This is a genomic window from Salinimicrobium xinjiangense DSM 19287, from assembly GCF_000423585.1.
Lineage (GTDB): Bacteria > Bacteroidota > Bacteroidia > Flavobacteriales > Flavobacteriaceae > Salinimicrobium > Salinimicrobium xinjiangense.
Map to the genome: position 1 here is coordinate 1 of NZ_AUIG01000038.1, position 12,943 is coordinate 12,943.

Consider the following 12,943-nt stretch of genomic DNA (forward strand, 5'->3'; position numbering starts at 1 on the left):
GGAAACAGGCCATGTTGTTTGTATTCCGTATAAACACGAGGAAAGATAAAAGAAGATATTCCTTAAACTTTAAACATATTATGAGTAAACTAATTATTGGTATTGACATTTCGATGAATGACTTCTATGCCTGTATTAAAGTAAGAACAGAAGATAACAGTATTAAGATAAAAGGAACTCGTTCCTTTGAAAATACAGATCAGGGATTTGAAAATTTCTTATCCTGGTCTTTAAAACAAAAAAAAGATGATGAGTGGTCGGTAAGATTTGTAATGGAAGCAACAGGAGTATATTACGAAAACCTTGCTTACTATCTTCATTCTCAGAACCAGAAGGTGTCAGTGGTGTTAGCTAATAAAATAAAAAACTACATTAAAAGTCTGAATGTGAAAACCAAAACAGATAAGGTAGATGCAAAGACCATTGCCAGTTTTGGAATAGAAAGAGAATTGGAGAACTGGGAGCCTATGTCTCCAATGTATAAAACTTTGAGAGATTTGTGTAGAGAACTGCTAAGCCTAAAGAAAGAAAAACAGAGAGCTCAATCCCAATTACATGCTCTTGAAAAGGCTCACCAAAAATTGCACACTGTAATAAAGCTTAAGAGAGAACAAATAGCCTTTTTGGAGAAAGCTATTGATGTTATAAGAAAGGATATTAAAGCTACTGTAAAGAAGGATCCAATACTTGAGAATAGAATTAAAAAGCTTGAAACTATTCCTGGCCTTGGGTATGAAACAGTGGTTATTTTAGTATGCGAGACAAATGGTTTTACTTTATTCAAGAATATCCGACAGGTAGTAAGCTACGCAGGAATAGACATTACTCACTTCTTTAGTACAAAGTTAAAAAATCAAGAGGAAAAAATGAGGAACATTAGGATTTAATCATAGTATCTCTGGGGCTTTTTTTGCTGTCCGAACAAAATCTTCTACAGTCATATTCCGCAGTAATCCTGCTGTTTTAGCGGGGGAGGTACTGACCACTGACCACTGACCACTGACCACTTTCCTTCTTAGTTAACAATAAAATTCGTCCTGTCCACTCCAGTATTTCCGCTAACCGGATCATAGGCGTAGATCAGTAATTCATAGTTGCCCCTTTCGAGATTCGTTTCCGCGGAAAAAGTACTTGGCTTCTCTTTAGCCTCCAATTTTATTTCGCTGATCTTTGAACCCTCCCGACTAAGTACAGCTTTGATTTCATATTGGTTGGCATCCCATATTCCGCCGGGGGTGATCGGACAACCGCATATCATCACCACATTTGCTTCTATTTCGATTTGGGAGGCACTGTTTATTCGCTCGTGAGTTTGAGGAGAAAGAATATCTACAACAAAACCGGGCGCCTCCAGGATGAGTCCGTCGCCGGTGATGTGTTTCCCGGGCAGCAGCCAAAGCTGGGTGCTACTCATCACCCGGGCCTGTTTTTTATTATATGGTGCATAGGCTTCGACTGTAACAAAGACCGGCTCCTCCAGCTTAATTTTAGCTAAAAATCCCGCTGTATTTTCATCGGTTAGTCTCTGATTCCGGTTGTGGGCCTGCTCCATGATAAGCCCGGTATCTCCCGTGCTTCCCGATGTCATACCACTCGCAAGTAATTCCCCCGTTTCAGCATTTTTTATGAGGATCTTTGCTCCACCTATGGAGCTGCCAATAAATTTTGCATCCTTCGACTGCACCCTTACCATTAGTTCTGTTTCCTGTGCCTGTAAATTTGGACTCCCTATCTGAAGCCCCACCAAAACCAACAGGTAGATATACCACTTTTTCATAATTTCTTCTTTTATCACTCTAATTTACGTCTATGCATGAATATTTAAAAGACCTTAAGTTATTCTTTAAATATGTATCGTAAAAATATCTTGCTGTGATAGTTCTAAGCCCACGGATATTTAGCTGACTTACTCTTCCTAATATGCTAATCTTAAGCAAAATAACACCGTATTAACAATTTTTGCACCTGAGTATTTTAAATTTAAGATACTAACCCAAAAAAGAAAAGAGATGAAAACTAATAATATTTTAAAAACCGTTATGGTACTGCTGGTACTAGTACTTGCCAGTTGTGGATCGGCCAAAAAAACAGGAGATGATCTTCTTGCCGATGCCAGGGAAGAAAGAGCTATGATAGAAAGAGAATACCCTATGATGGCTAATTATTTTAATGAAGCCGAAGGTTATGCTATCTTCCCTAACGTAGGGAAAGGCGCGTATATTATAGGAGGAGCCTCGGGTAACGGTGCCGTTTATGAAAATGGAAACCTGGTAGGTTATGCCGATCTTAAACAAGTAGATGTAGGTTTACAATTAGGAGGAAAATCCTTTGTAGAAGTCCTCTTCTTTGAAACTGAAGAAGCACTTGAAAGATTCAAAAACGGAAGCTATGAACTTGGTGCTAATGCCTCTGCAGTAATTCTTGATAAAGGTTTCTCAAGAGACCTGGACTTCCAGGATGGAGTAGCTGTGGTTACAGTTCCAAAAGGGGGTGCCATGGCAGGAATCTCTGTCGGCGGACAAAGATTTGACTTTACTCCGGCACAGTAATAATATCAAACAACTTATAATTAAAAACGGCCTCCTCGCGGAGGCCGTTTTTCTTGTCTATGATCCCTCTTTTTTAATACTCTGGCTTTTAAAAAATGAAGTGACTTCATTTTCAAAGAATTCCACCGGAATGTTATGACCCATTCCCGGCACGAGGTGCAGGTGAAAATGAGTCACAGGATTGAAATTACTCATAAGATAATCCATGGTATCTCTGGGATTAACCACCTCATCTTTCTGACCCAGCACAATGTGCATGTGTGGGGTGTAGTTACTGGCATTCTCCGGAATATTTTGTTCAACCGACCTGTACCTCAAGGCCGGGTTGTATAACAATGCAGGTTTACCCAGGATGTTCGCCACATGAAAACCGGCAAAACCACCCATACTACTACCCATGACAATATCAATTTCTACTTTAGATATGGATTTGAGGATAGTATCAATGGCATTTTTATCCTCGTAATAATTAAGATCGGGGGAATAGACATTACCAAAGCGCTCCAGAATTTCTCTTTTTTCGGCACTTAATTTACTGTCAAGGCCATGTATATAAAGTATGTTCATACCATTAAGTTTAAATGAAAAATAAACAAAAATTCCGGTTTTAATATTGGGTGGTAATCCATCTAAACTCAACTATCTTAAAAATCAGTTAATTAGCATTTTTGGGGAGTAATTTTAGATGAAGATGGACGTAATTTGTATTTATATAACAGGCTGAATTGTAAAGGAAAATCCTGCAATTTTTAACTCTCCCCCTTCGGGAATAAAACTTAACTGTCATGGAGATCAGAAGAACCTACCCGCACCATCTTCTGTCTGCAGATCCAAAAGCGCGATCTAAAGAAGAGGACAAAAAAGAACAACTGAGAAAGGACTGGGGTTATACCAACCAGTATCGCAGAATGATGCAAAGACGCAGAGAAGAGAAAAAGGAAATTTCTTCTGAAGATTAACGTCTCATCAAATCTGCTGTTCCTGTTCATTTCCTCTAGTGGAATATGAACCTGATGAAATTAAATAAGGCCCGGAACTACTTCCGGGCCTTTTCTTTAATCTTAAATACAGCAGTTAAACGATCTCTGCAGTTAGTCCTTCTTCAAGTAGTTTTCCACAGCGGGGCTCCAGTTCTTTGTAGGGGCCGGTTTTAACTGTGCATTTTCCTTTATAATGTACCAGAAGCGCACATTGTTCAGCCTGTTCGGGGGTGTGCTCGCACGCAACGATCAGGGTTTCTATAACATGATCAAAAGTATTGTAATCATCATTGTACAGAATGATCTCGTGTAACTTCGATTCTTTGCTTTTAATCTCCTTCTTCTCAAGAATTTCTTCCTTCGTACTCATAATCAATCATTTTCAATAGCAATAAGGGGCTAAATATAACAATTTCTTCCCAAACTTATGCTTTGAGAAATCTTAAAGCCACCCATTCATCCCGCTCGGTATAATCACTGTATTCGAGTCCTAACCTTTCACATTCTTCACGTATGGCAGGTATATCTTTGGCGTAAAACCCACTCAGGTACAACCCTCCGCCGGAATTCAAACTCCTGTTGTAGGTTTCCATATCTCCCAGCAAAATATTGCGGTTGATGTTTGCAATAATAATATCATAAATGCGTCCTTCCAGCAATTCGGCTGCCCCTTCAAAAACTAAAATCTTTGAGCATTCATTCCTTTCCATATTTTCCAGGGTGTTTTGATAGCACCAGTTATCAATATCAATGGCATCCACTTCGCGGGCACCTTTTTTTTCGGCAACAATAGCAAGTACTCCCGTGCCACATCCCATATCCAGAACTTTCTTATCCTTTAGATCATATTTTAATAAGAATTCGATCATCATGTGGGTAGTGGCATGATGGCCGGTCCCAAAAGACATTTTCGGTTCGATCACAATGTCATAGGTCACATCGGGTTTAGGATGAAAAGGGGCCCTTACGCCGCACTCCTCATTCACAATAATAGGATGGAAATTTTTCTCCCATTCCACGTTCCAGTTCACCTGCTCAATCTCTGTTTGAGTAAAGGAAATATCGAATTCCGGAGACTGGAGGATGTGAATTCCGCTCATCGTTTCGGCTTCATATTCCTCGGCCGGAATATATGCCGTAATTCCATCTTCATTCTCCACAAAACTTTCGAAACCCGCCAATCCCAGTTCGGCAATCAGGATCTCAGAAGCTGGTTGTGGAGGTTCAATCACAAATTTAAACTCCAGGTAATTCATATTCTTCATTTTAAAAGGCATTCACTATAGCAAGGAAATCCCCTGCTTTTAAACTGGCGCCGCCAATAAGCCCCCCATCCACGTCTTCCTTAGCAAAGATCTCCTGCGCATTATCGGGTTTTACGCTGCCTCCGTAAAGTATAGAAACCTCATCCGCGACTTGCTGCCCGTATTTTTCGGAAATTGTTTTTCTAATAAAGGCATGCATTTCCTGTGCCTGCTCGGGGGACGCGGTCTCTCCGGTACCAATTGCCCATACAGGTTCATAAGCAATGATCACCTTTTCCCATTGAGCTGCACTTAGGTGAAAAAGTCCCTTTTCAAGCTGTGTTCTTACAACATCAAAATGCTTTTCAGCTTTTCTTTCATGGAGTTCTTCTCCCACACAAAAGATCACTTCCATTTCATTTTCAAGAGCCGCATCCACTTTTTTAGCCAATAGTTCATCTGTTTCCTTATATATGGCCCTTCGTTCGCTATGACCAAGAATTACCGTTTTCACGCCAATGCTGGTAAGCATTTGTGCAGATACTTCACCGGTAAAGGCACCGCTCTTGTTCTCATTCATATTTTGAGCAGCCACATCAACAGGCCGGTCCCTCAGGGATTCAAAAGCGTGGTAGAGATTTGTAAATGGTGGCGCAACGATTACGCGCACACCTTCTTTAGGTTTTAATTCATTTTTTATATTACCCAATAGATCTTCGGTCTGGGCAAGATCATTATTCATTTTCCAGTTTCCTGCTACTATTTTATCTCTCATATTTAAATTATTTAGGGGAAGTTAATATTCTGATTTTGAAGGTCAAGCTAAAACTATTATAAAATCCTTCGGAAAGTCTTAATTATTAGCAGTTTAGATCAGGCTATAATTCCAGACTCCTTTGGCAACGTAAATATACGGCTGAAGGCGCTAAGAACCTGCGAAATCCTGCAAAATAACTACGGAAATTTGCTTCAGAAATACCTTTTTTGGAACCTGATATTTAGCCGGGGACAAATTTAGTTGACATACTATCGAGCAGGAGTTATTTCAGCCTGAAAATCAAATTGAAAGCTTTAAATAGCTGAAGTCGCAGCCACCACTTTTAGAAAATATCCTGACGCTCCGGCTTCGGGCAGGTTCAACTCCTCAATTAATAAATCATGTCTGCTTTACGAGATACGATCAGAAGAAAAGCTCCTCAAAAATGTTATTTTTGACACCTCTTAAAACTGAAGATCTTCGATATCATTCCAATGCACCTTCTGTTTAATGGTTCCTTCCTCAAGTCTTACCAGTCCTGGATTACTTCTAATGATTGTCTTTAAAGCAGTTTCATCACTAAAGTACCATTCCACATTAAGATTATAACGTTCATTCACTTCTTGCTTTAGCTCTTCTGCCGAGGCAGATAAGCCAATGACGCGGTAACCATTTTTACGCGCTTCTTGAATGAGGTTCCGCAGACGTTTTAATCCGTCGGCTTCACTACGGTTAAGACTGTAAGCTACGATCATAAGCAATTTGTCTTCCTGAAGGATCTCTGTTGTAAAATTCTCCCCATCCTTTTCAATTGAAAAATCATGAATGGGTGGCTCATAACCTTTTTTTACCAACTCTGTCTCCACTCCAATAAATTCCCCCTGCACCGATGGATAAGAACCCCGGGTAGTATAGATCTTTTCTTCCCCGTCAATATTGAATTTCCAGTGGTAATCATAAACTGCCTCCTGTGCTCCTTCGGGCGCTGTCATTGCCTGCTGGATATTTGTTCCTTCCTTATAAGCGCGGAAATCTATCCAGGGCAAGTGCATCAGAACGTAATAAGCAAACAAGAAGCATAGCATAAAGGAGAGAAAGACGATCCAGCGATGGGATGCCTTGGCAAAATAGGGAGTAATGTACTCCCTCTTAAAAAAGAGGATCAAAATGAGTACCAGGAGGAACATATCCTTATAGAAAGATTGCCAGGGAGTAAGAGGAATTGCATCTCCAAAACATCCGCAATCTGTAACCTTATTGTAGTAGGCTGAATAAAAGGTGAGGAATCCGAAGAAGACCACCATGAGCAGGAGCGCCCAGGTAGTAAATTTGGGCAAATAACCTATAAGCAGCATGATTCCCAGTACCAGCTCGAAGATCACCACAAAAAGAGCGATCACCAGGGCGAAAGGTGCCAGGAACTCCAGATCCAAAACAGACGGACTGAAATATTCCTCCAGTTTAAATGAAAAACCAATAGGATCATTAAGCTTTACAAATCCTGAAAAAATGAATAAGATCCCAACTATCCACCGGGAGATTCCTACAAGTATTTTCATGTTACACCGTTTATGTTTTACTTAATTCACTGTTTTCGTGTATGTGTATCAGGGCAAACACGGCGTAATTGATCATATCTTCATAATTCGCTCCAATCCCCTCACTTACCAGGGTTTTGCCTTTATTATCTTCTATCTGTTTAATGCGAAGCAACTTTTGCAGGATGAGATCTGTGAGGGAACTCACGCGCATTTCGCGCCAGGCTTCCCCATAATCATGATTCTTATCTTCCATAAGTTGCTTTGTACGTGCAATCGTCTGGTCGTACAATTCTTCTACTTCCTCCTGCACCAGGTCCGGCTGCTCGGCAACTCCTTTTTGCAGCTGAATGAGTGCCATTACTGAATAGTTAATGATGCCAATAAACTCCGGCACTTCTCCTTCATCCACCTTTCGCACCTCATTCTCCTGAAGTCCCCGTATACGCTGTGCTTTAATAAAGATCTGATCTGTTAGCGAGGGAAGCCTTAAAATGCGCCAAGCACAGCCATAATCCTTCATCTTTTTCATGAAAAGACCGCGACATTCGGCGATCACAGCATCATATTGGGCAGAGGTATCCTTCATAGAAACGGGTAATTTGTGTAAATTTCGCTGATTTAAAACTTTTTTTCAAAGTTAATTTTTCCATTCAAAAAACAGCATTTTTCAGCATGTATATAAATTGTAAAGGTCAACTTATCGACTTATCTACTCCCAGAGTAATGGGCATTCTTAATCTCACGCCCGATTCCTTCTACGATGGAGGCCATCGAGAAAGCCGGGAGGAGCATTTGCACCAGGCAGAAAAAATGCTGAAGGAAGGAGCAGATTTCATTGATGTGGGCGCCTATAGCAGCCGTCCCGGAGCCACAGATATTTCAGAAGAAGAAGAACTTCAGCGAATTCTTCCGGTGGTGGAAAATCTGGCAAAGGAATTTCCGGGAATAATAATTTCGGTTGACACCTTCCGCAGTGAGGTAGCGCGGCAATGCGTAGAAGCGGGAGCTGCCCTGATCAATGATATTTCGGCAGGGAACCTGGACGAAAAGATGATGGAGACTGTTGCTCAACTCCAGGTGCCTTATATCATGATGCATATGCGGGGAAATCCTCAAACCATGAAAGATCTGAATCATTACGAGGATCTAATTCAGGAAATCATCTTCTATTTTTCAGAGAAAATTGACAGGGCAAGAGCTTTGGGAATTAATGATCTCATTCTTGATCCCGGTTTTGGCTTTTCAAAAAATATCCATCAAAATTTTGAGTTGTTGTCAAAAATGGAACTTTTTCAGACACTTGATCTGCCCCTGCTCGCCGGTCTCTCCCGAAAATCCCTTATTTATAAAACCTTTCATACCATTCCCGATGAAGCTCTAAATGGCACCAGTGTCCTTAATACCGTTTCTCTTATGAAAGGAGCCCGGATTCTGAGGGTTCATGATGTGAAGGAAGCAGTGGAATGCGTGAAATTGGTGGAGCGGCTGAAAAACTAGCTTAATATTTTTTACATTTACCAAAAAGCAACCTACTTTGGATTTTCTAGACCTCCGCATTCTCGATATAGTTGACATCATCTTTATCGCGGCCCTGCTTTATTACATTTACAAACTGGTCAAAGGCACCGTAGCGGTCAATATTTTCATTGGGATCGTGATCATTTATTTTGTGGGGAAACTCACTCAGTTGCTACGCATGGAGATGTTGAGCAGCGTACTGGGGGAGTTTATCGGAGTAGGAATGTTTGCACTGATCGTAGTTTTTCAACAGGAGATCAGAAAATTTCTACTCATGATCGGCTCCACCAATTTTGCCCGCAGAAGGCGCTTTCTTCAGACTCTCAAGCTTATTAAAGATGACCTGGAGACCCCTAATGATGTAGAAGCCATTGTTAAGGCCTGTGAACACATGGGGAAAACCAATACGGGAGCTCTTATTGTGATCCAGCGGAATACCAGCCTGGATTTTGTCAAATCCTCCGGAGATCCCATGAAGATTTTGGTAAACCAGCCCATTATAGAATCTATTTTTTATAAAAACAGTATTCTCCATGATGGAGCTCTGATCATTGAAGACAATTACATTACTGCAACCCGGGTAATCTTACCTGTTTCCAATGACCGCACTATTCCGTTGCGCTTTGGATTGCGGCACCGGGCTGCAGTAGGAATTACGGAAAAAACTGATGCCGTTGCCCTGGTTGTGAGTGAAGAAACGGGACAGATCTCCTATATAAAGGATGGGGAATTTGTGATGTATGAAGACCGGGAAGATCTGATAAAAAAGGTCCGTGCCGATCTCGTTTAAAGTGTCTCCTCTTCCTGCATGAACTGTACTTCATACAGGTTTTTGTAATGACCGTTTTCTTTCTTAAGAAGTTCTGAATGCGTACCCATCTCTACTATTCTTCCGGCATCCATAACCAGGATCTTGTCTGCTTTTTTTACTGTTGCCAGCCGGTGAGCAATAACTATAGAGGTTCGACCCCGGGTGATCTTATCTGTTGCATCCTGGATAAGCTGCTCGCTATAAGAGTCCACTGAAGAAGTAGCTTCGTCCAGCACAAGTATACTTGGCTTGCTCACATAGGCTCTCAAAAATGCAATTAATTGTCTTTGTCCCGAAGACAACATGACCCCGCGTTCCTTGACATTATAGTCATAGCCACCGGGGAGACTAATGATGAATTCATCTACTCCAATCTCCTTAGCTGCTGCAATAACCGTTTCTTTTGTAATCGAAGGATCATTTAAAGTAATGTTATTTAAAATAGTGTCTGCAAATAAAAAAACATCCTGCAGTACTATGGCAATTTCATTCCGAAGAGATTTTAGGGTAATATCCTTTACATCAATGCCATCCACCATTATACGCCCACTGGAGATCTCATAACTGCGGTTCAGTAAATTAATGATCGTGGATTTTCCTGCCCCTGTAGCTCCTACAATAGCGACGGTTTCTCCCGGCCTGGCTTGAAAAGAAACTCCTTTAAGCACCTCTTCCTCTTTTACATAACTAAACCTTACATCTTCAAAGGTGATCTCCCCTTTAAGATGATCTACTTCAATTGTTCCTCTGTCGGGTATAGAAGCTTCAGTATCCAGGACACCAAAAACACGGTTTGCAGCTACCATCCCCATTTGCAGGGTATTAAATTTATCGGCTATTTGACGTAAGGGTCGGAATAACATCTGGGTCAATTCAATAAATGCGACGATAACCCCCAGGGTAATGGCTTCATTTTCTGCTACAACCTGTAGCCCTCCGTACCATACGATGAGACCAATAGTAATGGAAGTGGACATTTCGGCAATAGGAAAGAATATTGAGTTATACCAAACAGTTTTGATCCAACCTTTGCGATGCTTATCATTTATCTCCTTGAAATTTTCGTATTCTTTCTCCTCCCGGGTAAAAAGCTGCACGATCTTCATTCCCGTAATACGCTCCTGCACAAATGTATTGAGATTCGCCACCTGGGTTCTCACCTCTTCAAAAGCCAGTTTCATTTTTTTCTGAAATACCCTGGTTGCATAGAGAATGAAAGGCAGTACAACTAAAACCAGTAAGGTTAATCTCCAGCTTTGATAGAACATAAACGCCAATACAACAGTCATCTTTAACAGATCGCTGATGATCATAAAGAGTCCTTCACTAAAGATACTGGCAATGGTTTCGATATCACTTACTGCCCGTGTCACTAATCTTCCCACTGCAGAATTGTCAAAATACTTCATTTTGAACTGAAGCATGTGTTCGAACAGGTTTACCCTAAGGTCTCTTATCACTCCCTGCCCCAACCAATTGGCAAAATAGATAAAACAGAACTGGAAGATCACCTCCAGCAGCAATACCCCAACCATTAACATGATGTAGAATAGCAACTGGTCATTATTCTGCGGCACAATGGATTCATCAATTGTGATTTGCAGTAAATAAGGCCGCATGACCCCGAGCAGGGACAACAGAATAGCTGCGATGGCTACAAAGTAGAAGGTTCCTTTATAGGCACGGGTATAAGCAAGCAGTCGCTTAAAAAGTGTAAAATCAAATGCGTTACCCGTTGATGCAGCCATTAATTATAAATACTATTTGGATATTCTATTTTTGTAAGGTATAAACCATGTGCCGGAACCGAGGCTCCCGCTTCGCTCCTGTTCTTACTTTCAATGATCCCATGCATCTCCTGCACATCCATCTTTCCCAGACCTATTTGTAAAAGCGTACCTACTATAGCACGAACCATATTCCGCAGAAAGCGATCTGCCGTGATATGAAAGATCAGTCTGTTTTCCTGTTGTTCCCAATAAGCCTTTTTCACGATACAATTGTAAGTAACGACATCTGTTCGGGAGCGGGAAAAACATTTAAAATCGCGATATTCCAATAAAATTTTTGCCGCTTCATTCATGCGCTCCGCATCAAGATCCCTCTGCACAAAATAGGCGGTGTCTATAGCAAAAACATCCTTTTTAGTCACAATATGATATTCATAGGAACGGGAAACGGCATGGAATCTTGCATGTGCATCGGCCTTTACCGGCACAAGAGATCTCACACTGATATCTTTAGGCAGCAAGGAATTTAATCTGAATATAATTGCTTCTGAAAAACCCGCATCATAATCAAAATGCGCATAAATCTGCCTCGCATGTACTCCGGAATCTGTTCTACCTGCTCCCACAATCTCAATTGTTTCCCGAAGCAGGATACTCAAAGCTTCTTCCACTACCTGTTGCACAGAAACCGCATTAGGTTGGCGCTGCCAGCCATGGTAGGCTTTTCCGAAGTATTCCAGCTCCAAGAAATATCTCAATCTAAATTTTTACTTTTACAAATTAAAGACACAAAGATAAGCCATTCATGGCAACTGCTCATTCTCCCGTGTCTTTAGATTTTAAATCTCACTATAAAAAATCCCGATGAAAAAAATACTACTACTTAGTGACACCCATGGCCATTTAGACGATGCAATAATTAAATATGCTCAAAAAGCTGATGAGATATGGCATGCGGGGGATATAGGCACTACAGCAGTAAGTGATGCGCTACAGAAGGTTAAACCTTTGAAAGCAGTGTACGGAAATATTGATGGCACCGAAATACGTAAGGAATTTCCGCTGAACAACCGGTTTAAGTGTGAAGAGGTAGACGTTTGGATCACCCATATTGGCGGATATCCCGGCCGCTACTCTCCTGCCGTTAAGGAAGAGATCAAAGCCAATCCCCCGCGGATCTTCATAAGCGGGCATTCCCACATCCTAAAGGTCATGAATGATAAAAAGCTGGGCGTCCTTCACATGAATCCCGGTGCTGCAGGGAAGCAAGGCTTTCACCTGGTCCGTACCATGTTGCGTTTTGTAATTGACGGCAAAGACATCAGGGACCTGGAGGTGATTGAATTGGGGAAAAGATAGTTTTAATTAGTGTTCAGTGTTCGGTGATCAGTGGTCAGGAAATTGAATTTACGAAGTTTCTTTTTTGTCACCTCGAGCGGAGTCGAGAGGTTGAAACCTTGAATCTTGAACTTTGAGTCACCTCTAAAAAGCCTATTTTTATTAAGCTCTGAGAAGTTTATATTTGTCTTCAAATTCGGGGTTTTTTGTTTGCTCCATGATAAACGAGAAAATCAAACAATCTTTGATGTTTAAAAGGTGAAAAAGCACAGAAAATGCGGAGTTTTGGCCTTTACCCGGACTCCATGGACACATTTTCTCCATATTTTTGGCTATCCTCACTAGATTTATCCACATTCCGCGGGCAAAGGCCCACATCCGGTTTTTAATAAGACCACGGTATTTAGTCTTTTTATTTCTGATGTTTACCACAAACTGAAAAATAGTGGCTTCTACATTGTTTCTTCGCTGCTTT

Annotated in this window: 16 protein-coding genes; 6 read left to right on the forward strand and 10 right to left on the reverse strand. The window is 41.1% G+C overall.

Annotated elements, in window-relative coordinates; genetic code table 11:
* The coding region (locus G564_RS19265) for an IS110 family transposase (RefSeq protein WP_051205452.1) at positions 1-887 on the forward strand (887 nt) is incomplete at its 5' end.
* Between the two features lie 128 nt (positions 888-1,015).
* Here G564_RS19265 and G564_RS0112535 read toward each other — a convergent pair.
* On the reverse strand, positions 1,016-1,777 hold the full coding sequence (locus tag G564_RS0112535; RefSeq protein ID WP_029037962.1) for a hypothetical protein: 762 nt from the start codon (positions 1,775-1,777) through the stop codon (positions 1,016-1,018).
* Between the two features lie 232 nt (positions 1,778-2,009).
* Here G564_RS0112535 and G564_RS0112540 point away from each other — a divergent pair, with 232 nt between their 5' ends.
* A complete protein-coding gene (locus G564_RS0112540; RefSeq protein WP_037373999.1) occupies positions 2,010-2,549 on the forward strand; it encodes a lipid-binding SYLF domain-containing protein in 540 nt (179 codons plus the stop codon).
* A 57-nt stretch (positions 2,550-2,606) separates the two neighbouring features.
* Here G564_RS0112540 and G564_RS0112545 read toward each other — a convergent pair whose 3' ends face one another.
* Positions 2,607-3,116: a YqiA/YcfP family alpha/beta fold hydrolase gene (locus tag G564_RS0112545; RefSeq protein WP_156879232.1), complete on the reverse strand. Its 510-nt coding sequence runs from the start codon at positions 3,114-3,116 to the stop codon at positions 2,607-2,609.
* A gap of 218 nt (positions 3,117-3,334) precedes the next feature.
* Between G564_RS0112545 and G564_RS20330 the strand changes: the two genes are divergently transcribed.
* Positions 3,335-3,508: a hypothetical protein gene (locus tag G564_RS20330; protein WP_156879233.1), complete on the forward strand. Its 174-nt coding sequence runs from the start codon at positions 3,335-3,337 to the stop codon at positions 3,506-3,508.
* A gap of 115 nt (positions 3,509-3,623) precedes the next feature.
* Here G564_RS20330 and G564_RS0112555 read toward each other — a convergent pair whose 3' ends face one another.
* The 5 genes from G564_RS0112555 to G564_RS0112575 all read right to left on the reverse strand — a co-directional run bounded on the left by G564_RS0112555 (position 3,624) and on the right by G564_RS0112575 (position 7,657).
* Complete coding sequence (locus G564_RS0112555; protein WP_029037965.1) at positions 3,624-3,899, reverse strand: ATP-dependent Clp protease adaptor ClpS; 276 nt, start codon at positions 3,897-3,899, stop codon at positions 3,624-3,626.
* A 55-nt stretch (positions 3,900-3,954) separates the two neighbouring features.
* Positions 3,955-4,794: a 50S ribosomal protein L11 methyltransferase gene (prmA, locus tag G564_RS0112560; protein ID WP_029037966.1), complete on the reverse strand. Its 840-nt coding sequence runs from the start codon at positions 4,792-4,794 to the stop codon at positions 3,955-3,957.
* 1 nt (position 4,795) lies between these two features.
* Positions 4,796-5,548: a triose-phosphate isomerase gene (gene tpiA / locus G564_RS0112565; RefSeq protein WP_029037967.1), complete on the reverse strand. Its 753-nt coding sequence runs from the start codon at positions 5,546-5,548 to the stop codon at positions 4,796-4,798.
* Positions 5,549-5,994: 446 nt separating this feature from the next.
* The gene (locus tag G564_RS0112570) at positions 5,995-7,089 is read right to left on the reverse strand and encodes a BT_3928 family protein (protein ID WP_029037968.1); all 1,095 of its coding nucleotides are present in this window, start codon (positions 7,087-7,089) and stop codon (positions 5,995-5,997) included.
* Between the two features lie 10 nt (positions 7,090-7,099).
* Positions 7,100-7,657: a DUF1599 domain-containing protein gene (locus G564_RS0112575; RefSeq protein WP_029037969.1), complete on the reverse strand. Its 558-nt coding sequence runs from the start codon at positions 7,655-7,657 to the stop codon at positions 7,100-7,102.
* Positions 7,658-7,743: 86 nt separating this feature from the next.
* Between G564_RS0112575 and folP the strand changes: the two genes are divergently transcribed.
* Positions 7,744-8,568 (forward strand): dihydropteroate synthase, encoded by an 825-nt coding sequence (gene folP, locus G564_RS0112580; protein ID WP_029037970.1) that lies wholly within the window; start codon positions 7,744-7,746, stop codon positions 8,566-8,568.
* 37 nt (positions 8,569-8,605) lie between these two features.
* On the forward strand, positions 8,606-9,379 hold the full coding sequence (locus tag G564_RS0112585; RefSeq protein WP_029037971.1) for a diadenylate cyclase: 774 nt from the start codon (positions 8,606-8,608) through the stop codon (positions 9,377-9,379).
* On the opposite strand, the gene G564_RS0112590 is transcribed toward G564_RS0112585, so the two are convergent.
* Together G564_RS0112590 and truA are read right to left on the reverse strand one after the other, a co-directional pair.
* Positions 9,376-11,148 (reverse strand): ABC transporter ATP-binding protein, encoded by a 1,773-nt coding sequence (locus G564_RS0112590; protein WP_029037972.1) that lies wholly within the window; start codon positions 11,146-11,148, stop codon positions 9,376-9,378. The genes G564_RS0112585 and G564_RS0112590 overlap by 4 nt on opposite strands.
* Positions 11,148-11,888 (reverse strand): tRNA pseudouridine(38-40) synthase TruA, encoded by a 741-nt coding sequence (truA, locus tag G564_RS0112595; RefSeq protein WP_029037973.1) that lies wholly within the window; start codon positions 11,886-11,888, stop codon positions 11,148-11,150. Before truA ends, G564_RS0112590 begins: the two co-directional genes overlap by 1 nt.
* A 106-nt stretch (positions 11,889-11,994) precedes the next feature.
* Here truA and G564_RS0112600 point away from each other — a divergent pair, with 106 nt between their 5' ends.
* Complete coding sequence (locus tag G564_RS0112600) at positions 11,995-12,489, forward strand: metallophosphoesterase family protein (protein WP_029037974.1); 495 nt, start codon at positions 11,995-11,997, stop codon at positions 12,487-12,489.
* Positions 12,490-12,630: 141 nt separating this feature from the next.
* Here G564_RS0112600 and G564_RS20500 read toward each other — a convergent pair.
* A partial coding sequence (locus tag G564_RS20500) for a hypothetical protein (RefSeq protein ID WP_029037975.1) occupies positions 12,631-12,943 on the reverse strand: 313 nt, incomplete at its 5' end.

Excerpts from the sequence above, each read along its gene's own strand:
- G564_RS0112545 (WP_156879232.1), bottom strand. The coding sequence starts at position 3,116 with ATGAACATACTTTATATACATGGCCTTGACAGTAAATTAAGTGCCGAA.
- G564_RS0112600 (WP_029037974.1), top strand. The coding sequence starts at position 11,995 with ATGAAAAAAATACTACTACTTAGTGACACCCATGGCCATTTAGACGAT.
- G564_RS0112570 (WP_029037968.1), bottom strand. The coding sequence starts at position 7,089 with ATGAAAATACTTGTAGGAATCTCCCGGTGGATAGTTGGGATCTTATTC.
- tpiA (WP_029037967.1), bottom strand. The coding sequence starts at position 5,548 with ATGAGAGATAAAATAGTAGCAGGAAACTGGAAAATGAATAATGATCTT.
- folP (WP_029037970.1), top strand. The coding sequence starts at position 7,744 with ATGTATATAAATTGTAAAGGTCAACTTATCGACTTATCTACTCCCAGA.
- G564_RS0112535 (WP_029037962.1), bottom strand. The coding sequence starts at position 1,777 with ATGAAAAAGTGGTATATCTACCTGTTGGTTTTGGTGGGGCTTCAGATA.
- G564_RS20330 (WP_156879233.1), top strand. The coding sequence starts at position 3,335 with ATGGAGATCAGAAGAACCTACCCGCACCATCTTCTGTCTGCAGATCCA.
- G564_RS0112540 (WP_037373999.1), top strand. The coding sequence starts at position 2,010 with ATGAAAACTAATAATATTTTAAAAACCGTTATGGTACTGCTGGTACTA.
- G564_RS0112555 (WP_029037965.1), bottom strand. The coding sequence starts at position 3,899 with ATGAGTACGAAGGAAGAAATTCTTGAGAAGAAGGAGATTAAAAGCAAA.
- G564_RS0112590 (WP_029037972.1), bottom strand. The coding sequence starts at position 11,148 with ATGGCTGCATCAACGGGTAACGCATTTGATTTTACACTTTTTAAGCGA.
- prmA (WP_029037966.1), bottom strand. The coding sequence starts at position 4,794 with ATGAAGAATATGAATTACCTGGAGTTTAAATTTGTGATTGAACCTCCA.
- G564_RS0112575 (WP_029037969.1), bottom strand. The coding sequence starts at position 7,657 with ATGAAGGATACCTCTGCCCAATATGATGCTGTGATCGCCGAATGTCGC.